Genomic DNA, 22630 nt, shown 5'->3' with positions numbered 1-22630 from the left:
CGATGGTGACGGCCTGCCGGCAGTGCGGGACCTGCTGCACGGCGCCGGATATCGCCGCCCTCGGTAAACCGCTCGGACAACGCTGCCGTCATCTCGATGAGCAGTTGCGCTGTGCGATCTATCCCGACCGGCCAGCGGTCTGCCGGAGCTACCGGCCCGACGAACTCTGCCGGCAGATTGCCGCACCGACTCTGGAAGAGCGGGTGGCGAACTACCTGGCGCTGTTCGACCTGTCGCCGGCTCGGCACTCCTCCCGGTAGCTGCGGAGGGTAAGGACGCCGTCGCGCCATTCGCCGTAGGTATAGTGGGTAAGCCAGTCGCCGAGGCAGAGCAGGGTGTGGCCGCCGTCCCCCTCGATGAGCGGCAGGTGGAAGTGGCCGGAGATCACCACGTCGCACCCCTCGGCAAACCGCTCGGCGGCGTAGGCGCGGAGCAGGGCGGCGTAATCCCACTTGTGCTGCCGCCGCTGATGGTTCTGCTTGCTCTTGCGCCCCATCCGTTCGGCGATCTCCGCCGCGACGGCCGGGGGAACCACCCGGGTGAGCGCCCGGATCAGCCTGCCGTGCAGGACCGACCGCAGCAGACGGTAGGGGTAATCGCGGCGGTTCACTTCGTCGCCGTGGCAGAGGTGGACCCGCCGCCCGTCGAGCACGACGGTTGCCGGCTCGGGATAGACCCGGACCCCGAGTCGCCCGGTGAAGTCCGGCCCCAGGTGGAAGTCGTGGTTCCCTTCGAAGTAGACGATTTCGATCCCGCTCTCCCGCAGTTCCTGCAGCTTTTCCAGCACCGGCAGGTAGTGGGGGTAGGGGGTCCGCTCGTAACCGATCCAGAACTCGAACAGATCGCCGAGGATGTACAGGATGTCGATCGAGCCGCGCAGCCCGGCGAGAAATTCCAGCAGCAGCCGGTAGTTTTCGTCATCCTTCCGGCGAAGGTGGGCGTCGGCGATGAATATTGCATGCATGGCGGCACTATAGCGAAAATGCAGCGAAAGGTAAAGGCGATGGCGACCGGGCATCCGCAGGCCGGATGGCTCGTCCGCCGGAGACGCAGCGACTATGGGATTTATGCGGGATGTGGAGATTCTCTGGGACGATCTCCTGGAGGCGTTTGACAATCCGGATATCGAGGAATTCTTTTTTCTCGACCGGGAGACGGGCGAAATTTTCGCCATCCCCACCGATTACGACGACGATGAATTCTGGGAGGAGATCGAGGCCCAGAACGAGCGATTCCTTCGGATTCCCGGCTTCGATTACGAGCAGGAGCGGCTCCTGATCTACGAATTCATCAAGAACCTGGAGAACGACGGGCTGAAAGAGGTGCTGGAGCGGGCCTATGAAGGGAAGAAACCGTTCGGCCGCCTCGACGAGATCCTGTCGTTTTATCCCGAAGAGTTCGACCGCTACCTGACGCTCAAGGAGACGCTGATTTCCGACCGGATTCAGCGCTGGCTGGAAGAACACGATCTCTTTGCCGCCGCGGACGATTTCTAGCTGCCGCGGCAAAGCCTTGCAGGTTGTCCGCCGATACGGCGGGCGAACGTTCCGTGATGTGTCGTTTCCCCCGTCGGCCGAGGTCGGCGCGCCATGGGGAACGGCGAGGGAGAAGCCGATGGGAGAAGAGACGCCGGTAGTGAACAGGGTCGTGGTGACGGCCCTGATCGTCGGCGCGGTCATTGCCGCCGGTTATGCGATGCAGCATACCGTCTCCTGCTTTCTTCTCTCTTTCGTGATCGCCTACCTCCTCGATCCGGTCGTCGTCCTGCTGGAACGGCGCAAGGTGCGGCGGGTCTGGGGGATCATCTGTCTCTATCTCCTGTTGACTCTCTTTTCGATCTTCTTCTTCGTCATTTTCGTCCCGTTCATCAGCCTCCGCTGGGAGGCGTTCATCACCGGGTTGCCGGTCTACCTGCAGAAAGGGAAGGCGATCGTCCTGACCTGGAAAAGCCAGCTCGTTCCCCGTTATGCGATGGAGGAATGGCGCTGGCTGTTCGATACGGCGGGCGGCCAGATGGACAAGCTCCTGGCGACGTTGGGGAGTAGCGTCTACGAAGCGGCGGCGGGGTTCGTGTTCAATCTCTTCAACCTGGTCCTGGCGCCGATCCTGGTCTTCTTCATGCTCTACTACAAGGAGTCGATCAAGGAGGGGATTATCCGCTGGCTGCCCCATTCCCGCCGCGACGCCCTCATTGCCCTGGGGCGGGAGATCAATTCGAGCATCGGCGGCTACATCCGCGGCCAGCTGGTGGTTTCGGCGATTGTCGCGCTCTTTGCCACCTTGGCGCTCATTCTCCTCGGTATCGACTATCCGATCTTCAACGGCATCTTTGCCGGCCTGGCTTCAGTACTGCCGTTCATCGGCGTGATCCTGGCGACCCTGCCGCCGCTCTTTTTCGCCTACGTGCAATACCAGAGCGGCGTGGTCCTGCTCAAGGTGCTGGGTGCCTTCGCGGTCATCTACTTCCTCGAGGGGTACCTGGTGAAACCCCTGGTCTTCAAGGAGTCGATGAACCTCAATCCGCTGGTGACCATTATCGTGGTCATGGCGTTCGGCGAGCTGATGGGGTTCTGGGGGATTCTCCTCGCCATCCCGATCGCTGCCGCTGCCCGGATCGTCTCCGACTACATCCGGCGCGGCGAGCTGCACCGGCACTAGGCCGATGCGTTCCCGCGACGCCGCCCATATCGCCTGGTTCATCACCGGGGTCTTCGCTGCGGTGCTGTTGGCCAGCCATTTCGCCCGGCATAGCCTCTCGGCGTTTCTGACCGCCCTGGTCATTGCCTATCTGCTGAATCCACTGTTGAAGTACCTGGAACGGAAGGGGCTCGGCCGGCTGCCGGCCATTGCCGTCATCTATCTCGCCATCGGCGTGGCGATCTTCTATTCGCTGTTCGTGCTGGTCCCCTACCTGCGCCACCAGCTGGAGGCCTTTCCTCAGGCGGTTCCCCGCTACGTCCGGAACCTGCAGCTGGTCCTGGACGGGATGAAGGAACGGCTGGCCCCCTATTACGGGGGGAACGAAGGGGCCTGGTTGGTGGCCCGGGCCCAGGAGTCGCTGCAGAAGGTTGCCGGCGAGCTGTCCGGCAAGGGGTACCAGCAACTGACCCGGGCCTTTTTCGGCCTGTTCAACCTGATCCTGGCGCCGATCCTGGTCTTTTTCATGCTCTACTACAAGGACCTGTTCAAGGATCTGCTCCTCCGCTGTCTCCCCCACCGGGAGCGGCCGGCCTTCCGGGAGATCGGCGGCCGGATCAAGCAATCGCTCGAACGGTTCGTCCTCGCCCAGTTGTTCGACTGTCTGCTGGTCGGCCTGCTGACATCGGGAGCGCTGCTCTTGCTCGGTATCGAGTTCCCGCTGCTGAACGGCTTCGTTGCCGGTTTCGCCTCGCTGGTCCCCTTCATCGGGGTGCTGGTGGCGATGATCCCTCCGGCCCTGCTCGGCTATGCGCAGACCGGCGACCTGATGGTGATCCCGAAGGTCTGCGTCGCCTATTTCGTGATCAATGTGATCATCGAGGGGAACCTGATCAAGCCGCTGTTGATGCGCGGGACCCTGAAACTGAATCCGCTGGCAGTGATCTTCGCCCTGATGGCGCTGGCGGAGCTGATGGGATTCTGGGGGGTGGTGCTGGCCATCCCGGTGGCCGCCATCGTCAAGATCGGTGCCGGAGAGCTGCACAAGAGCCTTTTTGCGGGCAAGTAGCGCGCCTGTTTCTCCCGCCCGGCATGCGGGCGGGGATTTTGCGATAAGGAGTGTCGATGCTGAGCATGTTTTCAAGGGGGCCGAAACTGACCGGCGCCCCGGCGTGGTCGGGATTGCCTGCTCGATGAAGCGGGACGACGGCCCAAAACTCACCATCACCAGGAGCCTTGCCCGGCGCCTCTTCCCGGTTGCTCTCGTCCTCGGGGTGCTGATCAGCGTCGGCTTCCCGGCGCTGTACGGCCTGCTGGAGCACCATTCGCTGCAGCGGCAGGCCAATATCTACGCCCAAGAGCTGGCCGAGCGGCTCCGCCGGGTGGTGCTGGAGAACCGGACCCTCTGGAAGTACCAGGTACATAAGTACGACCAGATCATCTACGATTTCGTCCCGTACCGGGGGATCGTCGCCGTCCGGGTTTTCGATGAAGAGGGGCAGCCGGTTCTCTCCCAGACGGTTGACGACGGGGACTCCCCGGTGTCGTCCCGGTTGACGGTCGCCGGCGAAGCGCCGATTATCTTCAACCGCGAACCGGCCGGCCGGGTCCAGATTGCCGTCGCGGCCGATACGGCGATGCGGCTGGCCTTTTTTTCGTTCCTCTTCTCGTCGGTCGTTGCCACGCTGTTCACCCTCGTCATCTACAAATACCCGCTCCGGGTCGTCGGGCGGCTCGAAGAAAACGTCCGCGGCCTGCACGGCAGGCTGGAGCAGCGGGTGGCGGAACGGACCGCTCAGCTGCAGGCCGCCAACGGCGAGCTCGAAGCGTTCAGCCATTCGATCTCCCACGATCTCCGGGCGCCGCTCCGGCATATCGTCAGCTACGTCGCTGCCTTCGACGAGGATTTCGGCTGCCGGCTCGAACCGGAGGCCCGGCATTACCTGTCGCGGATCGGCGCCGCGGGCCAGCGGATGACCGAACTGGTCGAAGCCATGCTCGGCCTGTCTCGGCTCACCGGCGGGGCGCTCCGTTCCGAGCCGGTCGACCTGTCGGCCATTGCCCGGGAGATTGCCGCCGAGCTTGCCCGCAGCACCCCGGAGCGGCAGGTTGCGTTCCGGATTTCCCGCGGCCTCGGGGTTACCGGCGATCCCCACCTGTTGCGCAACCTGCTGGAAAACCTGCTCGGCAATGCCTGGAAATTCACCCGCGATGCCGAGGCGCCGGTGATCGCCGTCGGTGCCGTCCCGGCTACGGGAGGGAAGCACTTCTTCGTCCGGGATAACGGCGTCGGCTTCGATACGGAGACTGCCGGCCGGCTCTTTGCGCCGTTCCAGCGTTTTCACCGCCAGGAACAGTTCGAAGGCACCGGGATTGGTCTGGCGACGGTGCAGCGGATCGTCCACCGCCACGGGGGGCGGATTTGGGCGGAGAGCCGTCCCGACGCGGGGGCGACCTTCTGGTTTACGCTCGGCTCCCCGCCCGACCCCGGGGAGATTGCATGAGGAGAAGCGGCCCGACAGCTGCCGGGATTATCACCGTCGCGACCTTGCTGCTGGTCGGCCTGCTGGCGGCGGGTGCCGGCGCGGCGCAACCGACGACGATCGTTGTTGCCGGTTCGGGGAGCGGGGTGGCGATTGCCCGGCAGCTGGTGAAACGCTTCGAGACGCTGCATCCGGCAATCCACGTGGAGATTCCTGCCAGCATTGGCTCCCGGGGTGGGATTGCCGCTGCCAGCGCCGGCGCGATCTCGCTCGGCATGGTGGCCCGGCGGCTGACCCCGGCGGAACAGGCCGGCGGCCTCTGTTACGTCCCCTTTGCCCTTACCGCCCAGGCGATAGTTACCGACGCCTCAGTGCCGGACGACGGGTTGACGACGGCGGAACTGAACGCGATTTACCGGGGGAAGAAGACCACCTGGCGGAACGGCCGGAAGATCGTTGTTCTGACCCGTGAGCAGCAGGAAACGGCGATCCTGCTCCTTGCCGCCAGGCTTCCCGGCTTCGGCGAAGCGTACCGGGAAAGCATGGCCGGGCATTACTGGTACGTGCTCTACTCCGACCAGGAGATGCTGAAGGCCGTCGCCACCATCCGCGATTCTCTCGGCATTTCCGATATCGGCCAGATCGCCGCCGAGGGATACACGGTGAAGCCGTTGCTGTTGAACGGTGTGGCGCCGACCCTGGAAAATGCCCTGAACGGCAGCTACCCGCTGGTGAAAGAGCTGGCCTTCGTCTACCGCAGCGACCGGCTTCCCCCCGAGGCGCAGCAATTTATCGACTTCACCAAGGGGAAAGAGGGCGCCCGGATTCTCCAGCAGTACCGGTACCTGCCGCGCTGAACCGACGGTACCGGTTGTCCGAAAGGTTATTATGAGCCGTCCGCATGCCGCTCCGCTCCCGCCCGGACAGGGCGATTTCGACGTGATCCCCGAACAGTTTCTGTTTTTCGAAATGGAGCGCGAGACGGTCGAGCTGGTGCGGGCCGCCGCCAAGCCGGCCCACCGCCATTCGTACCAGGAGATCATCTGGGTGCGGCAGGGGACGGCGGAACACCTGCTGGACGGTGATGTCCTCGAATTCCCTGCCCAGACACTGCTGATCATTCCCAAGGGGCGCATCCACCGCTTTGTCCCTTCCCCCGACTGCCGGGGGAGCGTCATCCGGTTCAGGGAAGAGTTCCTCCTCAACCCGTCACACCTGCTCTTTTCCCAGTTTACCGGACATACCGCCCTGCAGCTCTCCGCGGAACAGGCCGTTGCCGTCGAAGCCTATTTTTCGTTGCTCCGCTGTGAGTTTCGCCATGCCGACCCGTATCATCTGCAGGCGCTCCGCCACCTCCTTGCCGCCTTTGTCGCCAAGCTGGAAGAGCTGCGGCTGGTGCACTCCCGGATGCGGCCGCAGGATTTTTCCCGCACCCTCTGCATCTGGAACCGGTTCAACACCCTCATCGAACAAAAGTTCAAGACTGAACACGCCGTCAGCTACTACGCCGCCGAGCTGGGACTCTCGTCGCGCAAGCTGGGGGAGATCGTCAAGCTTTACACCGGCACGTTCGTTTCCCGGGTGATCGACGAGCGGCTGGTCACCGAGGCGAAACGGCTGATCCTCTTCTCGGAGCTGACGATCAAGGAGATCGCCTTCGAGCTCGGTTTCGAAGAGCATGCCTATTTCACCAAGGTTTTCAAGAAGTTCACCGGCAAGACCCCCTCCGACTTCAAGGCAAGCGCTTCGCTTGCCTAGTTGCCAGTCGAGCCACCGGCCGGGCCCTACCTAAAATTACCAGCCTTTGTCATGTAGTTGTTACCATCCCTGCCGAAAAATGCGCTATAACGAAAACAAGTCAAGATTGGTCCTGTTTACGGCGTCCGGTCCATCGTCCCCGTTGGCCCGGCCGGCAGGGCCAGTATTATTCAGGAAGAAAGGAACAACGAACATGCGGCACGTAATCGGCATTCTCTCGGCAGTCCTTATTCTGTCGTTCCCGGTGCTCTCCTCGGCGACTACCTGGAACATCGATCCGGAGCACTCCAACGTCGGCTTCAAGGTCCGTCACATGATGGTTTCCAACGTCAAGGGGATGTTTGAGAAGTACTCCGGGACCGTGGAGATCAACGAGCAGGACCTCAGCAAGTCGAAGGTGGAAGTGACCATCGACACCAATTCCATCAATACCAACGTGGCAAAGCGCGATGCCCATCTGCGGAGCGCCGATTTCTTCGATGTGGCCCGTTACCCGGTGATGACCTTCGTTTCGCGCAAAGTGGCCCGGGTCGGCAAGGACCGGCTCAAAGTCACCGGCGACCTGACGCTGCACGGGGTGACCCGGCAGGTAGTGCTTGACGTGGAAGGACCGACAGCGGAGAGCAAGGACCCGTGGGGCAACTTCCGGCGCGGCGCGACGGCCACCACCTCGATCAACCGGAAGGATTTCGGCCTGGTCTGGAACAAGGCGCTGGAGACCGGCGGCGTGCTGGTCGGCGAAGATATCGCGATCACCCTCGAAGTCGAGATGGTCAAGGCTCCGGCCAGATAACGGGAGGGAGGATGTCATGGCAACGATAGCGATCGTCTATCACAGTACTTACGGCCATACGGCGGGGCTGGCGCAATCGGTGGCCGCCGGCGCGGCCCGGGTTGGCGGGGTCAGGGTCGAGCTGGTGCCGGTGGCCGAGATCGAGAACCGCTGGGAAGTGCTGCACGGCGCCGACGCGATGATTTTCGGCTGCCCGACCTACATGGGGAGCGGCTCGGCCGATTTCAAGAAATTCATGGAGGCCACGGCCCATTTCTGGCTTGAACAGCGCTGGAAGGACAAGCTGGCCGCCGGATTCACCAACTCGGCAAGCCAGAGCGGCGACAAGCTCAACACCCTCGTCCAGCTGGCGATCTTTGCCGCGCAGCACGGGATGCTCTGGGTCAGCCTCGGACTCCTGCCGGGGAACAACGCCAGCACCGCCAGTATCGCCGACCTGAACCGGCTCGGCTCTTTCATGGGGGCAATGGCCCAGTCCAACAACGACCAGGGGCCGGAGGCGGTGCCGCCGGCCAACGATCATGAAACCGCCGCGCTGCTCGGCCAGCGGGTCGCCGAACTGGCCCTCCGCTTCAAACGCTAGGGAGTTAGATCGTCCGACGCCGGGGGGAGCATTGCTTCTCCCGGCGTTTTTGCCGGTTCGCTGCTGTCCTGGCGCCGGTACCCTCCCGCCAGCCGGCAGAACCGAGCTACCGGGCGGGCGAAAACTGTGCTACACTTGGCTCTGCGGCCGACGGAGGCGATTCCGGCCGGGGAGGTGCGTGGTGGTGAAGAAGATCGAGCGGTCGGCGGCGGAGTGGCGGGCGCGGTTGGGCCCCGAACGGTATCACGTCTGCCGGGAACGGGGGACCGAGCCCCCCTTCAGCGGCAGCTACTGGGACAGCCACGAACCCGGCGTCTACCGTTGCGGCTGCTGCGGGGCACCGCTGTTTGCCTCGACGGCCAAATTCGATTCCGGCACCGGCTGGCCGAGCTTCACCGCGCCGGTCGCCGCCGGCCAGGTCGAAACCGAACGCGACACCAGCCTGTTCATGGACCGCACCGAGGTCCACTGCGCCGCCTGTGGCGCCCACCTCGGCCACCTCTTTCCCGACGGCCCGGCGCCGACCGGCCTCCGCTACTGCATCAACTCCGCTGCCCTGGAGCTGGTGCGGGACGGGGAGGAGGAGCCGGCATGACCTCCCGCCATCTCCGCTTTCGGGGCGGCCGTCAAGCCGAGCTGGCCGGCATCCTCGATCTCCCCGAAACCGCGGCGCCGTCCGCCTTCGCCATTCTCGCCCACTGTTTCACCTGCACCAAGGAGTTGAAATCCCAGGTCGCCATCGCCCGGGTGCTGACCGAGCACGGCCTCGGCGTCCTCCGCTTCGATTTCACCGGCCTCGGCGAGAGCGCCGGCTCCTTTGCCGAGACCGGTTTTGCCGTTAATGTCGACGATCTGCTGGCGGCGGCCGAGTTCCTTCGCCGGACCGCCGCGGCGCCGCAGCTGTTGATCGGCCATTCGCTCGGCGGGACCGTCTGCCTCGGCGCGGCGGCACGGCTCCTGTCGGTCCGGGCGGTGGTGACGATCGGCTCGCCGTCGACGCCGGCTTCGCTGGCGACGCTGCTCGGCAGGGAAGCAATCCGGACGATCGAGACGGCGGGGACGGCAGAGGTGCTGGTGGCGGGACGCCCCTTCACGGTCGGGCGGAGTTTCCTCGCCGACCTGGCGATCACCGATTTCGCCACGGTGATCGGCCAACTCGGCAAGGCGCTCCTGGTGCTCCATGCGCCGGGGGACACGGTGGTGAACGTCGACCACGCGGCCCGGATCTTCACCGCCGCCCGCCATCCGAAGAGCTTCGTCTCCCTCGATACGGCCGACCATCTCCTCCTTGACGACGATGATGCCCGTTATGCCGGGACGGTCATCGCCGCCTGGGCGTCGCGCTATCTGCGCTGACGGCCGGCGGGGCGCCTGCTGGCGGTTTGAAAGCGCCCCCCCCTCTGTTATACTGTTCGCGAACTCCAGACGCAGGATGGGCCCATGGATCCCTTGAGCAACGCTTCCCCCGAATTTATCGACTCCCTCTACCGCCAGTGGCTGGCGGCGCCGGAGAGCGTCTCCGCCGAATGGCGCGCTTTTTTCCGCGGCTACGAGCTGGGCCGGGAGGAGCCGGCGCCTGGCGTCCCGGTCGAACTGGCCGCCAAGCAGTCGAGTGTCGACTCGCTGATCTACCGCTACCGGGACATGGGGCACCTTGTGGCCTGCACCGATCCCCTCTCCCCCTGCCCGCTGGAACATCCGCAGCTGGCGCTGGAGCGCTACGACCTGGACGAATCGGACCTGGACCGGCCGTTCCATGCCCGTCGTTTCCTCAAGCGGGAAGCCACCCTGCGGGAGATCCTCGCCACCCTGCGGGAGACCTACTGCGGTTCCCTCGGCGTTGAATTCATGCATATCCAGGACCCCCGCGAGCGGACCTGGCTGATCGAGCGGATGGAACCGGTGCGCAACCGGCCGCCGGTCGAGCGCGCCGAACAGCTCTGGATTCTCGACCGGCTGCAGGAGGCGGCACTCTTCGAGGCTTTTCTCCATCGCAAGTTCATCGGCCAGAAGCGCTTTTCCCTCGAAGGGGGCGAAACCCTGATCCCGGTGCTCGATGCGACGGTGGAACGTGCCGCCGCTCTCGGGGTTACCGACCTGATCATCGGCATGGCCCACCGCGGCCGGCTCAACGTGCTGGCCAACGTGGTCGGCAAACCACTGGCGGGCATCTTCGCCGAGTTTGCCGACAACGTCGAGCATGCGGTGGTCGGCGACGGCGACGTCAAGTACCACAAGGGATACTCGGCCGACCGGAAGACCGCCGACGGCCGGCAGATCCACCTGACCCTGGCCTTCAACCCCTCCCACCTGGAGGCGGTCGATCCGGTGGTGGAGGGGAAATGCCGGGCTCGCCAGGATGCTGCCGGCGCCGGGGCCGAACAGCGGGTGCTGCCGGTGCTGATCCATGGCGACGCGGCCTTCGCCGGCCAGGGGATCGTCGCCGAAACCTTCAACCTCTCCCAGCTGGAAGGGTACCGGACCGGCGGCACCCTGCACCTGGTGATCAACAACCAGATCGGCTTTACCACCCTGCCGGCCGATGCCCGTTCCTCCCACTATGCCACCGATGTGGCCAAGATGGTGGCGATCCCGATCTTCCACGTCCACGGTGAAGATCCGGAGCGGGCGCTCCACGCCGTCCGCCTCGCCCTCGACTACCGCCAGACCTTCGGCAAGGACGTGGTGGTGGAGATCATCTGCTACCGCCGCTACGGCCACAACGAGGGGGATGAACCCTATTTCACCCAGCCGGTGATGTACAGCCGGATCAAGGACCGGCCCCCGGTCCACGAACTCTATGCCGCCCAACTCGTCGAGGCCGGCGTGGCGCGGGAGGAGATCGAGCGTCGTGCCCGGCAGGTGGCCGACCGCCTGGACGCCGCGCTTGGCGCGGCACCGCCCCCGGAGGGGGATGGCTATGCCGGCAAGTGGCAGCGTTACCGGCGCGAGTATACCTCCGAGCCGGTGGAGACCGGCGTGCCGGCGGAAACCCTTCGCTCCCTCGCTGCCCGCCTGGCGACGGTGCCGGCCGGCTTCACCCCCCACCCGAAGATCGCCGCACTGCTGGAGCGGCGCCGGGAGGCAATCGAACGGGGCGAGGGGCTCGACTGGGGGAACGGCGAAACCCTCGCCTATGCCACCCTGCTGGCAGAGGGGGCGTCGATCCGGCTTTCCGGCGAGGACACCCGCCGCGGCACCTTCAACCATCGCCACGCGGTCCTCTACGATATGGCCACCGAGGCCCACCATGTGCCGCTGGCCACGGTCGCTGCGTCCGATGCCGTGTTCAATGCCTGGGACAGCATGCTTTCCGAGTTCGCGGTACTCGGTTTCGAGTACGGCTATTCGGTGGAGGCGCCGGAGGTGCTGACCGTCTGGGAGGCCCAGTTCGGCGATTTTGCCAACGGCGGTCAGGTGATCATCGACCAGTTCATCGCCGGCGGCGAATCGAAATGGGAGCGGGCGAGCGGGCTGACGCTGCTGCTCCCCCACGGTTTCGAGGGACAGGGGGCCGAACACTCCAGCGCCCGGATCGAACGGTACCTGCAGCTCTGCGCCGACGACAACATGCAGGTGGTCTATCCTTCCACCCCCGCCCAGCTCTTTCATCTGCTGCGGCGCCAGGTCAGGCAGCCGTTCCGCAAGCCGCTGGTGGTCTTTACCCCCAAGAGCCTGTTGCGCCATCCGCGCTGCGTCTCTCGGCTCGACGATTTCGCCGCCGGCCACTTCCGGGAGGTAATCCCCGCGGTCGCCGATCCGGCGGCGGTGCGGACGCTGCTTTTGTGCAGCGGCAAAGTCTATTACGATCTGGAGGCCCATCGGCAGGAGGCTGGCCGTGACGATACGGCGCTGGTCAGGATCGAGCAGCTCTACCCGCTGCGGGTCGATCTATTGCGGGAGGCGTTGGCCCCTTACCGGCAGGCGGCGGTCGCCTGGGTGCAGGAGGAGCCGTGCAACATGGGCGGGTGGAACTTCCTCCGGCCGCAGCTCGCCGCGCTGCTCGGCCATGAGCCGCGCTACGTCGGGCGGCCGGAGAACGACGTGCCGGCGGTGGGGTCGCACCGGCAGCACCAGGAAGAACAGGAGCGGCTCGTCGCCGAGGCGTTCGCCCGCTGACGGGCGCCACAACGGAATCTTCAGGGAGAAAGGCAGCATATGGACATCACCGTACCGGCAGTCGGGGAATCGGTCTTCGAGGCACTGGTCGCCAAGTGGCACAAAAAGAGCGGCGAGGCGGTCCGCAAGGACGAGCCGCTCTGCGAGATCGAGACCGACAAGATCACCATGGAACTCAATGCGGATGCCGCCGGCATTCTGACCATCGTTGTCGCCGAGGGGACCACTGTCAAGATCGGCACGGTGATCGGCACCATCGCCGAAGGGGCGGTGGCCGAAGCACCGCCGGCCGCGCCGGCCACCGCCCCTTCGCCGCCGAGCGAGCTGCCGCCGCTCTCCCCGGCGGTGCGCAAGCTGGCCCAGGAACGGGGCATCCAGCCCGAGACGGTGACCGGTACCGGCCGGGGGGGGCGGGTCACCGTCGACGACCTGCTCGGACAGCGGCCGGTACCGCCGGCCGAACCGGCCGCCCCGCCGCCGTCGGCCGTGACGGCCCCGGCGGCGCAACCGGTACTGCCGCCGGGCGAACCGGCAGTGTCCGCGCCGGCCACAGCGGAGCGGGTCACCCGTACCCCGCTGACGCCAATCCGCAAGCGGATCGCCGCCCGTCTGCTGGCGGCCCGCCAGCAGACCGCCATGCTCACCACCTTCAACGAGGCGGACCTGAGCCGGGTCGTCGCCCTGCGGCAGAAATACCGCGAGCACTTCCGGGAGAAGCACGGCGTCTCTCTTGGCTTCATGTCGTTCTTTGTCAAGGCGTGCGTCGAGGCGCTCAAGGAGTATCCGGCGGTCAATGCCCGGATCGACGGCGACGACCTCGTCGTGCCCCACTATTACGACATCGGTATCGCCATCGGTGCCGAAAAGGGGCTGGTGGTGCCGGTATTGCGGGATGCCGACCGGCTCCACTTCTGGGAGATCGAGAAGGGGATCGCCGATTTTGCCGAGAAGATCAAGGGCAACCGGCTGGAACTCTCCGACCTGGAGGGGGGAACCTTCACCATCTCCAACGGCGGGGTGTACGGCTCGCTTCTCTCCACACCGATCCTCAATCCCCCCCAGAGCGGCGTCCTCGGCATGCACGCCATCCAGGACCGGCCGGTGGCCCGGGACGGGCAGATCGTCATCCGGCCGATGATGTATCTGGCCCTCTCCTACGACCATCGGGTGATCGACGGCCGCGAGGCGGTGCAGTTCCTGAAAAAGGTCAAGGAGTACGTCGAAGAGCCGGAAGAGCTGTTTCTGGAAGGGTAGGGACACCATGGCCCGGGCACGCCGACTGTCGATCGCGGTAATCACACTGACGCTTTTGGCGGGCGGTGCCTCCCGGCTTTCCGCACGGGTCTTCGAAGGGCGGATGGCCTACCGTTCCGGCGACTATGCCACCGCCCGGGCCGAGTTTTCCGCCGATACCGAGCAGGGGCCGGTGGCCCGGTTCTTTCTCGCCCTGATGCAGCTGCGGGGCGAAGGGGTGCCGCGGGACGAGCGGCAAGGCCTGGCGCTTTTGCACGATTCGGCCGCCGCGGGGTATGCCGCGGCGCAGTATCTCCTCGGCCTCTCCTATCTTTACGGTCACGGCGTGAACCGCGATCGGGCCCGGGCGGCGAAGCTTTTGGCGTCGGCGGCGGCTGGTGGCGATTATCGCGCCGTCGCCTATCTCGCCCTGCTGAAACAGGGGAGCCGGGGCGAGCGACGGGACCGGGCGGCGATGCTGGCGGCGGTGAAGCGGGCGGCCGCCCGGCATAACGCCGTGGCCGAGCAGACCCTGGCGTTCATGTACCTGATCGGCGACGGGGTCCCCAAGGATTTCAGCCGCGAGGTGAGCTGGTACCGGGCGGCGGCGCGGGACGGCGACGGTGCGGCTGCTTTCATCCTGGCGCTGATGCACTATTACGGCGAGGGAATGCCCCGCGATTCCGCCGAGGCCGCCCGGCTGATGAAAATCGCCGCGACGGCGGGGCATGTCCGGGCGCAATTTTTCCTCGGCACCTTCTACTATCACGGCCAGGGGGTGAAGCAGGACCGGCGCCAGGCGGCAGCCTGGATCGGCAAGGCGGCCGCCCGCGGCTACGCGGAGGCGCAGTACGCCTACGGTCTGCTGCTGCTTTCCGGCGACGGCGTGCCGGTCGACAAGGTCAAGGCGATGGAGTGGCTGGGCCGGGCGGCCCGCCAGGGGGAAGAGGGGGCCCGGGACGCGCTGCAGGAACTGGTCGCCCTGCGCGGCGGCGGGGGAGGGAGCGGCGCGCTCCCGCTCAACGCCCCCTTAACCCCGCCTGCCGTCCGCAACGGCAACGGCAGCGGAGAGACCGGCCCCCGTCTCGAAGGGAAAGGGGTGGTGCTGGACAGCGGTGAGTTCAGCCTGAAGTTTTCCCTCCCCGATCTGACCGACGCCTATGCGGCGCCGTCGACGACGCCGGGCACCGACAACTTCTGGAACCGATTCCAGGGGGGAAAATTCGAAATCATCTACCGGCCGGGCAAATAGACGCCGGCAACGTCCCGGTCATCGGCCGGGGAGGGGGGATTCATGAGCGAAGCGATGTTCGACCTGATCATCATCGGCGGCGGACCGGGGGGGTACGTGGCAGCCATCCGGGCCGCCCAGCTCGGGATGACGGTGGCGGTGGTCGAGCAGCGGCCGACTTTGGGCGGCGTCTGTCTCAACGAGGGGTGCATCCCGAGCAAGGCGCTGCTCGATTCGTCGGAGCTGTTCGCGCTGGCCCGGGACCGTTTTGCCGGCCACGGCATCGAGATCGCTCCGCCGCAGCTCAACCTGGCCCGGATGCTCGCCCGCAAGAACGACGTGGTGAAGAAACTCACCGATGGCATCGCCTTCCTCTTCAAGAAGAACGGCATCGCTTGGGTAAAAGGGACGGCGCGGCTGGCCGGCAGCAGGGATGACGGCCGGCTCGTCGAGGTGACGACGCCGGACGGCGGGCAGACGCTGCACGGCCGGCGGGTCCTCCTGGCCACCGGTAGCGAGGCGATGCCGATCCCGAACCTGCCGTTCGACGGCGAACTGGTGGTCAGCGCCCGGGAGGCGCTCTCTTTCGACCGGTTGCCGGAGCATCTGCTGGTGGTTGGGGCCGGTTACATCGGCCTGGAGCTCGGCTCGGTCTGGCGGCGGCTCGGCAGCCGGGTGACGGTGGTGGAAATGCTGCCGCGGATGCTGCCGAACAGTGACGGCCAGCTGGCCGAGGCGCTGATGCGCTCGCTGAAGAAACAGGGACTCACCTTCCGGCTGGCGACCCGGGTGACCGGCTGCGAGCGGGACGGGGCCCAGGCCCGGGTCACGATCGAATCGGCGGGGGCGACCGAGCAACTCGTCTGCGACAGGATTCTGGTGGCGGCGGGGCGGCGGCCGCTTACCGCCGGCCTCGGCCTGGAAGAGCTCGGCATCCGCCTGGAAGGGGGGCGGCTGGCGGTGGACGACAACTACCAGACGTCGGTCCCGGGCATCTATGCCATCGGCGATCTGATCAAAGGGCCGATGCTGGCCCACAAGGCAATGGAAGAGGGGACGGTCTTTGCCGAACGGCTGGTTGGCCAAGCGTCGGTGGTGGACTACGAGTATATTCCTGGTATCGTTTATACGTGGCCCGAAGGGGCGTCGGTCGGCAAAACCGAAGAGCAGCTCAAGGACGCGGGGATTCCCTACGTTGCCGGCAGCTTCCCCTTCATGGCCAACGGCCGGGCCAAGTGCATGGACGAAACCGAAGGGTTCGTCAAGATCCTCGCCCGGCCGGAAACCGGCCGGGTGCTCGGCATCCATATCCTCGGCCCGCGGGCGTCGGAAATGATCGCTGAGGCGGTAACGGTGATGACCTACGGCGGCAGTGTCGAGGATATCGCCATGACTTTCCATGCCCACCCGACGCTGGCGGAAGCGGTCAAGGAGGCGGCGCTGGCAGTGGAGAAACGGGCCATTCACGCGTAAGGGGCTTTATCCCACCGGGGCCAGAGATATATGAAATGCTCTGACGACGTGAGGGAGTACTGCAAAAGTCATTTTGTCGAGCCAGCTCGTTCTGCGGGGGGGAAAGACGATATCGATCAGAGCCGGTGATGTGCACAAGGCTCTAACGTATCGAAATATGCATCCCTTGGTCTGCTCCGCGTTAGGCTTTCTGGTTTTCGAAGAATTGTGCGGTATCAAGCGGCTCGCCATTGACGGCCCCCTGAGTGGCGCAAATACCATCTTTACCTTCAGTATTCCGTAGGCCAGGCATGACTCTGTGTCTTCTGTGACCTCTGTGACAGAAAAAAGGAGTAACCCATGGGCAAGAATCTCGCGACGAAGATCCTCGAAGCGCACCTCGCGCAGGGAGAGCTGGTTCCCGGCACCGAGATCGCCATCAAGGTCGACCATACCCTGCTCCAGGATGCCACCGGCACCATGGCGATGCTGGAGTTCATCGCCATGGGGGTGCCGCGGGTGAAGGTGGAACTGGCCGCCCAGTATATCGACCATAACCTGCTGCAAACCGACAACCGCAATGCCGACGACCACATCTTCCTGATGACCGCCGCCCAGAAGTTCGGCATCAACGTCTCGAAACCGGGCAACGGCGTCTCCCATCAGGTGCACCTGGAGCGGTTCGGCGTGCCGGGGCGGGTGATGCTCGGCGCCGATTCCCATACCCCGACCGCCGCCGGCCTGGCGATGCTCGCCATCGGCGCCGGGGGACTGGACGTGGCACTGGCGATGGCCGGCCACCCCTTTCACCTTCCCTGCCCGAAGATCATGGGAGTCAAGCTGACCGGCGCCTTGCCGCCGTGGGTCTCCGGCAAGGACGTGATCCTGGAGATGCTCCGCCGCCATTCGGTAAAAGGGGGGGTCGGCAAGATCATCGAATATTACGGCCCCGGCGTCGAGACCCTGTCGGTCACCGACCGGGCCACCATCGGCAATATGGGGGCAGAACTGGGGGCTACCACCTCCGTGTTCCCGGCCGATCGGCGGACCCGGGAATTCCTCGAATCCCAGGGGCGGGGCGACCGCTGGCAGCCACTCGCCGCCGATGCCGATGCGAGTTACGACGAGTATGATGAGATCGACCTCTCGTCGCTGGAGCCGCTGATCGCCTGCCCGTCGTCTCCCGACAACGTAGTGCGGGTCAAGGATATCGAGGGGGTGAAGGTCGACCAGGTGATCGTCGGCAGCTCGGTCAATTCGTCGTTCCGCGACCTGATGACTGTCTGTCGCATCCTCGACGGCCGCCGGGTGGCACCCCAGCTCTCCTTCAATATCAATCCGGGGAGCCGCCAGGTGCTGGAAAACGTTGCCACGCAAGGGGGAGTGATGATGCTCCTGTTAGCCGGCGCCCAGATCCACCAACCCGGCTGTCTCGGCTGCATTGGCATGGGCCAGGCGCCGGGGACCAACCAGGTGAGTCTCCGCACCTTCCCGCGGAATTTCCCCGGCCGGAGCGGCACCAAGAACGACAAGGTCTATCTCTGTTCCCCGGAGACGGCAGCGGCGGCCGGCATTTTCGGGGTAATCACCGACCCGCGCCGGCTCGGCGAGCTGATGCCGTGGCCCAACGTTCAGAATCCGGAACACTATGTGCTGGACGATTCGAGCATTATCCCGCCGCTGGCCGACACCCGCGATGTGGAAATCATCACCGGGCCGAACATCGTGCCGTTCCCCGAATTCGAAGAGTTGCCGGAAGAGCTGCAGGCCGGCGTCATCATCAAGGTGGGGGACAATATCTCCACCGACACCATCATGCCGGCGGGGAACCGGGTACTCCCCTTCCGGAGCAACATTCCGGCGATCAGCCAGTTCGTCTTCGAACAGCTCGATGCCGATTTCCCTGCCCGGGCCAAGGCGCGGGGGGACGGGGTGGTGGTCGCCGGCGAAAACTACGGACAAGGTTCATCGCGTGAACATGCGGCGCTGGCGCCGCGCTATCTCGGCATCCGCGCCAAGCTGGCCAAGAGTTTCGCCCGCATCCACAAGGCGAACCTGATCAACTTCGGCATTCTGCCGCTGGTCTTCAAGGACCCGGCCGATTACGACCTGCTCAATCAGGGTGAGACGGTGACCTTCTCCCGCCTGCGTAGCCTGGTGGCGGCGGGGGCGACGGAGATCCCGGTCCGGGTGGACGGCCGGGAAATCGTTACCCTGCTGCAGGTTTCGGCGCGCGAACGGCAGGACCTGCTCGCCGGCGGGACGCTGAACTACGTGAAAAAGGGGAGCTGAGCCGATGGAGAGCACACTGCGGGCGATCCTGCCCGATGCCGCATTGCTGAAGATGTACGAGCAGATGGTCCTCTCCCGGGAGTTCGAGGAGGCGTGCGCCGAGCAGTACACCAAGGGGCACATCACCGGCTTTCTCCATCTGTACAGCGGCCAGGAAGCGGTAGCGGTCGGTGCCACGACCGCCCTGCACCGGGACGACTACATCCTCTCCGCCTACCGGGAGCATGCCCAGGCGATCATCCGCGGCGCCGAGCCGCGGCGGGTGATGGCCGAGCTGTTCGGCAAGGCCACCGGCATCTGCAAGGGGAAGGGGGGCTCGATGCACCTCTTCGACCCTGCCCTCTCGTTCATGGGTGGGTACGCCATTGTCGGCGGTCAGTTGCCGATCGCCGCCGGCGTTGCCTTTGCCGCCAAGTTCCGCAGGGAGGAACGGATTGCCGCCTGCTTCTTCGGCGACGGCGCAGTGAACCAGGGGACCTTCCATGAAGCGCTCAACTGGGCCCGGCTCTGGGAGCTGCCGGTCCTCTACGTCTGCGAAAACAATTTCTACGGTATCGGCACCGAGGTGCACCGGGCGTCGGCTCTGGCCGACATCCACAAACGGACCTGCGGTTACGACATCCCTTCGGCCCGGGTCGACGGCATGGATGTCCTTGCCGTCTTCGAGCAGGTGAAGTGGGCGGCCGAATGGGTCCGGGAACAGAGCCGACCCTACCTGGTCGAGGCGATGACCTACCGCTTCCGGGGACATTCGATGGCCGACCCGGGCAAATACCGGAGTGCTGCCGAAGTGGAACTCTGGAAGGCGCGGGACCCGATCCCGAACTTTGCCCGGCGGCTCCTGGCCGAGGGGATCGCCAGCGAAGCGGAGCTCGCCGCCATCCTGGAAAAGGCGCGGGCGACGGTGGCCGAAGCGGTGAAGTACGCCGAGGAGTCGCCCTGGCCGGAGGATGACGAAGTATGGAAAGACATCTACGTGTAGGGGCACCCTCCTGTGGGTGCCCTGATTCATGAAATGACCCGGTTTTGGGCAGGCACGGGGGCCTGCCCCTACAGGAGGTTCGTAAATGCCTGAAATGACCTACCGCGATGCCCTCAACCTGGCCCTGAAGGAGGAGATGCGCCGCGATCCCTCCGTCGTTACCTGGGGGGAGGACGTGGCGCTCTACGAAGGTTCCTTCAAGGTGACCCGGGGCCTCCTGGCCGAGTTCGGCGAGGAGCGGGTCAAGGATACTCCCATCTCCGAGAATACCATTGTCGGCGTCGCCATCGGTGCGGCAATGGGGGGGCTGCGGCCGGTCGCCGAGCTGATGACCGTCAATTTCGCCCTGCTGGCGATGGACCAGCTCGTCAACCACATGGCCAAGATCAGCTCGATGTTCGGCGGCCAGGTTCATCTGCCGATGGTGGTCCGGACGCCCGGCGGCGGTGGGAGCCAGCTGGCGGCCCAGCATTCCCAGTCTCTGGAAACCTATTTCATGCACTGCCCCGGCATCCGGGTAGCGGTGCCGGCCACCCCGGCTGACGCCAAGGGGCTCCTGAAGAGCGCCATCCGCGACAACAACCCGGTAGTGTTCCTGGAGCACGAGCTGCTTTACAACAGCAAGGGGGAAGTGCCGGAAGATCCGGAATTTCTCGTCCCGCTCGGCCGGGCGGAGGTGAAACGGCCGGGGAGCGACGTGACGATTGTTGCCTATTCGCGGATGACGGTGCTGGCACTGCAGGCGGCGGCCGAACTGGAGAAAGAGCAGATTTCCTGCGAGGTGGTCGACCTGCGGACCCTGAGCCCTCTCGACGATGCCACCTTCATTGCCTCGGTGCAGAAGACCGGCCGGGCGGTGGTGGTGGAGGAGTGCTGGCGGACCGCCGGCCTCGGCGCCGAGATCGCCTTCCGAATCCATGCCGGCTGCTTCGATACCCTGCGGGCGCCGGTGCAGCGGGTTTCGGGACTCGACGTACCGATGCCCTACTCCCGGAAGCTGGAACGGCTCTGCATCCCCCAGGTGGAGACCATTGCCGCCGCGGTGCGGGAGCTGTTGAGCAAAAAATACTGACGAGTCATCGAAAAGGGGTTACGTGCCATGGCTACCGAAATCACCATGCCGAAGCTGTCCGACACCATGACCGAAGGGCGCTTCCTTTCCTGGAAGAAGAGCGTTGGCGAGCGGGTGGCGCGGGGCGATATCATTGCCGAAGTGGAGACGGACAAGGCGACCATGGAGCTGGAGGCTTTTACCGCCGGAACCCTGATCGAGGCGCGGGCCAAGGCGGGGGAGACCGTGGCGGTCGGCACCGTGCTCGGGCTGATTGGCGAACCGGGGGAGGCTGCGGTGCCGTCCGGCGAGCCGCCGGTTGCGCAGCCCGTCTGGCAACCGTCCACAACGGAGGCCGAACCGGTTCCGGAACGGGTGATGGCGGTGGCCGAGCCCCCCGCGGCCCCGCTGCCGTCGGGCGCCGGGGGCGAGGAGGGAACCCGGGCGGCACCGCTGGTGCGTCGGTTGGCCAGGGAACAGGGGGTCGACCTGCAGCTCGTGCATGGCAGCGGTCCAGACGGCCGGGTACTGCAGGAGGACCTGGAGCGCTATCTCCACGAAGAGCGCGGTGGCGGTGAGCCGGAACCGTCAGCCGGGGCGCCGGCGGCTTCCGCCGCACCGGGCGAAGAGGGGGGCGAGCCGCTGACCCGGATGCGGAGCGCCATCGTCAAGACGGTCAGCGAATCGTGGCGGAATATTCCCCATTTCTACGTCACCATCGAGGTCGAGATGACCGAGGCGAGGGAGATCATCCGCGAGCTGAAGGGGAGCGGCAGTGCGGTCAGCGCCAACGACCTGGTGATCAAGGCGGCGGCCATGGCCCTCGGCAAATTCCCCCGGCTCAACGCTTCCTTTATTGCCGAGCGGATCGTTCTCCATCCGGAAATCAACATCGGCTTTGCCGTGGCGGTAGAGGACGGGCTGCGGGTGCCGGTGGTGAAAGGGTGTCAGGGGCTGACGCTCAAGGAGATTGCCGGCCAGACGTTGCGGCTCATCGAGCGGGCCCAGCGCGGGACGATCAGCCAGGAGGAGATTTCGGGTGGTACCTTCAGTACCTCGAACCTCGGCATGTACGGGGTCGAAGAGTTCGCGGCGGTGATCATGCCGCCCCAGGCGGCGATCCTCGCCGTCGGGGCGATTGCCGAGCGGCCGGTGGCCAGACAGGGGCAGCTGGTGGTCGCCCGGACCATGAAAGCGACCGTTTCCTGCGATCACCGGGTGGTCGACGGTGTCGACGCTGCCCGTTTTCTCGGCGAGCTGAAGCGAATTCTCGAAAATCCCGTGCTGATGCTGGTATGATTGCCCGTACGCTGGTGCCGAAACGGGGTTGCCCATGAATATCTTCGATCTTGGCCGGATCGACTACGACGAATGCGCCGAGCTGCAGGGGAAACTGGCGGCGGAAGTGGCTGCCGGCCGGGCGGAAGAGGCGCTGCTGCTTCTGGAGCATCCGCCGGTCTATACGGTCGGCCGGCGCGGTGCGGCGGCCAGCATTCTTGACCCGGCAGTCCGGACGGTGGCGGTCAACCGGGGGGGCGACGTTACCTGGCACGGCCCCGGCCAGTTGGTCGGCTACCCGGTGGTCGATCTGGGCCGGCGGGGGCGCGATCTGCACCACTATCTCCGTTTCCTGGAGGAAGTGGTCATTGCCGTCGCCGCTGACTACGGGGTGGCGGCCTGGCGGGTGCCGGGTCGGACCGGCGTCTGGACGACCCGGGGAAAGCTTGCCTCGATCGGCGTCGGTGTCCGGCGCTGGGTGACCATGCACGGCTTCGCCCTGAATGTGGCGAACGACCTCGCCCCGTTCAGCCGGATCAGTCCTTGCGGTATCGTCGACTGCCCGGTGACGACCCTGGCGCAGCTCTGCCGCCGCCCGGTCGGGCTGGAAGATGTCAAACGTTCCGTCGCAGGGATTTTCGAACAGCTGGTCGACGACTGGCTGCCGTCGTCGGCGGACGCCGCAAACGATAAACAACAGCCTGCTGCCGCGCCGCCGGACCAGTAGCTGCAGTCGGT

Annotated in this window: 21 protein-coding genes; 20 read left to right on the top strand and 1 reads right to left on the bottom strand. The window is 65.5% G+C overall.

Going from position 1 to position 22630, the window contains the following annotated elements:
• Positions 1–2 precede the first annotated feature (2 nt).
• Complete coding sequence (locus QMN23_RS14130) at positions 3–260, top strand: YkgJ family cysteine cluster protein (RefSeq protein ID WP_281999975.1); 258 nt, start codon at positions 3–5, stop codon at positions 258–260.
• Here QMN23_RS14130 and QMN23_RS14125 read toward each other — a convergent pair.
• Positions 212–964, bottom strand: coding sequence for a UDP-2,3-diacylglucosamine diphosphatase (locus tag QMN23_RS14125; RefSeq protein ID WP_281999974.1), 753 nt, complete (start codon positions 962–964; stop codon positions 212–214). The two genes, QMN23_RS14130 and QMN23_RS14125, sit on opposite strands and share 49 nt — an antisense overlap.
• Positions 965–1058: 94 nt before the next feature.
• Here QMN23_RS14125 and QMN23_RS14120 point away from each other — a divergent pair, with 94 nt between their 5' ends.
• The 19 genes from QMN23_RS14120 to lipB all read left to right on the top strand — a co-directional run bounded on the left by QMN23_RS14120 (position 1059) and on the right by lipB (position 22619).
• A complete protein-coding gene (locus tag QMN23_RS14120) occupies positions 1059–1496 on the top strand; it encodes a UPF0158 family protein (RefSeq protein WP_281999973.1) in 438 nt (145 codons plus the stop codon).
• 118 nt (positions 1497–1614) lie between these two features.
• Entirely contained in the window at positions 1615–2658 is a 1044-nt protein-coding gene (locus QMN23_RS14115; RefSeq protein WP_281999972.1) for an AI-2E family transporter, read from the top strand.
• A 4-nt stretch (positions 2659–2662) separates the two neighbouring features.
• Positions 2663–3706 carry an AI-2E family transporter gene (locus QMN23_RS14110; protein ID WP_281999971.1) on the top strand — a complete coding sequence of 348 codons (1044 nt, stop codon included), beginning with the start codon at positions 2663–2665 and terminating at the stop codon, positions 3704–3706.
• Positions 3707–3830: 124 nt separating this feature from the next.
• Positions 3831–5141: a sensor histidine kinase gene (locus QMN23_RS14105; RefSeq protein ID WP_281999970.1), complete on the top strand. Its 1311-nt coding sequence runs from the start codon at positions 3831–3833 to the stop codon at positions 5139–5141.
• Positions 5138–5977, top strand: a complete 840-nt coding sequence (locus QMN23_RS14100) for a substrate-binding domain-containing protein (protein ID WP_281999969.1) — start codon at positions 5138–5140, stop codon at positions 5975–5977. Before QMN23_RS14105 ends, QMN23_RS14100 begins: the two co-directional genes overlap by 4 nt.
• 31 nt (positions 5978–6008) lie before the next feature.
• Positions 6009–6878 (top strand): helix-turn-helix domain-containing protein, encoded by an 870-nt coding sequence (locus QMN23_RS14095; protein WP_281999968.1) that lies wholly within the window; start codon positions 6009–6011, stop codon positions 6876–6878.
• Positions 6879–7071: 193 nt separating this feature from the next.
• Entirely contained in the window at positions 7072–7671 is a 600-nt protein-coding gene (locus QMN23_RS14090; protein WP_281999967.1) for a YceI family protein, read from the top strand.
• Positions 7672–7687: 16 nt separating this feature from the next.
• A complete protein-coding gene (locus QMN23_RS14085; RefSeq protein WP_281999966.1) occupies positions 7688–8254 on the top strand; it encodes a flavodoxin family protein in 567 nt (188 codons plus the stop codon).
• 181 nt (positions 8255–8435) lie between these two features.
• Entirely contained in the window at positions 8436–8849 is a 414-nt protein-coding gene (gene msrB, locus QMN23_RS14080; protein WP_281999965.1) for a peptide-methionine (R)-S-oxide reductase MsrB, read from the top strand.
• Positions 8846–9610, top strand: a complete 765-nt coding sequence (locus QMN23_RS14075) for an alpha/beta hydrolase (RefSeq protein WP_281999964.1) — start codon at positions 8846–8848, stop codon at positions 9608–9610. The genes msrB and QMN23_RS14075 overlap by 4 nt, the downstream gene beginning before the upstream one ends.
• 84 nt (positions 9611–9694) lie before the next feature.
• Positions 9695–12373, top strand: coding sequence for a 2-oxoglutarate dehydrogenase E1 component (locus tag QMN23_RS14070; protein WP_281999963.1), 2679 nt, complete (start codon positions 9695–9697; stop codon positions 12371–12373).
• A 39-nt stretch (positions 12374–12412) separates the two neighbouring features.
• The gene (gene odhB, locus QMN23_RS14065) at positions 12413–13627 is read left to right on the top strand and encodes a 2-oxoglutarate dehydrogenase complex dihydrolipoyllysine-residue succinyltransferase (protein ID WP_281999962.1); all 1215 of its coding nucleotides are present in this window, start codon (positions 12413–12415) and stop codon (positions 13625–13627) included.
• A 7-nt stretch (positions 13628–13634) separates the two neighbouring features.
• Positions 13635–14858, top strand: coding sequence for a tetratricopeptide repeat protein (locus QMN23_RS14060; protein ID WP_281999961.1), 1224 nt, complete (start codon positions 13635–13637; stop codon positions 14856–14858).
• A 42-nt stretch (positions 14859–14900) separates the two neighbouring features.
• Positions 14901–16310, top strand: coding sequence for a dihydrolipoyl dehydrogenase (lpdA, locus tag QMN23_RS14055; protein ID WP_281999960.1), 1410 nt, complete (start codon positions 14901–14903; stop codon positions 16308–16310).
• A gap of 339 nt (positions 16311–16649) precedes the next feature.
• On the top strand, positions 16650–18581 hold the full coding sequence (locus QMN23_RS14050) for an aconitate hydratase (protein WP_281999959.1): 1932 nt from the start codon (positions 16650–16652) through the stop codon (positions 18579–18581).
• Between the two features lie 4 nt (positions 18582–18585).
• Positions 18586–19563 carry a pyruvate dehydrogenase (acetyl-transferring) E1 component subunit alpha gene (gene pdhA / locus QMN23_RS14045; RefSeq protein ID WP_281999958.1) on the top strand — a complete coding sequence of 326 codons (978 nt, stop codon included), beginning with the start codon at positions 18586–18588 and terminating at the stop codon, positions 19561–19563.
• A gap of 85 nt (positions 19564–19648) precedes the next feature.
• A complete protein-coding gene (locus QMN23_RS14040; protein ID WP_281999957.1) occupies positions 19649–20635 on the top strand; it encodes an alpha-ketoacid dehydrogenase subunit beta in 987 nt (328 codons plus the stop codon).
• 27 nt (positions 20636–20662) lie between these two features.
• Positions 20663–21913: a dihydrolipoamide acetyltransferase family protein gene (locus tag QMN23_RS14035; protein WP_281999956.1), complete on the top strand. Its 1251-nt coding sequence runs from the start codon at positions 20663–20665 to the stop codon at positions 21911–21913.
• Between the two features lie 34 nt (positions 21914–21947).
• Entirely contained in the window at positions 21948–22619 is a 672-nt protein-coding gene (gene lipB / locus QMN23_RS14030) for a lipoyl(octanoyl) transferase LipB (RefSeq protein ID WP_281999955.1), read from the top strand.
• Positions 22620–22630 lie beyond the last annotated feature (11 nt).

The organism is Geotalea uraniireducens (assembly GCF_027943965.1).
Classification (GTDB): Bacteria; Desulfobacterota; Desulfuromonadia; order Geobacterales; family Geobacteraceae; genus Geobacter; species Geobacter uraniireducens.
This window is presented reverse-complemented; position numbering and strand designations above follow the sequence as displayed.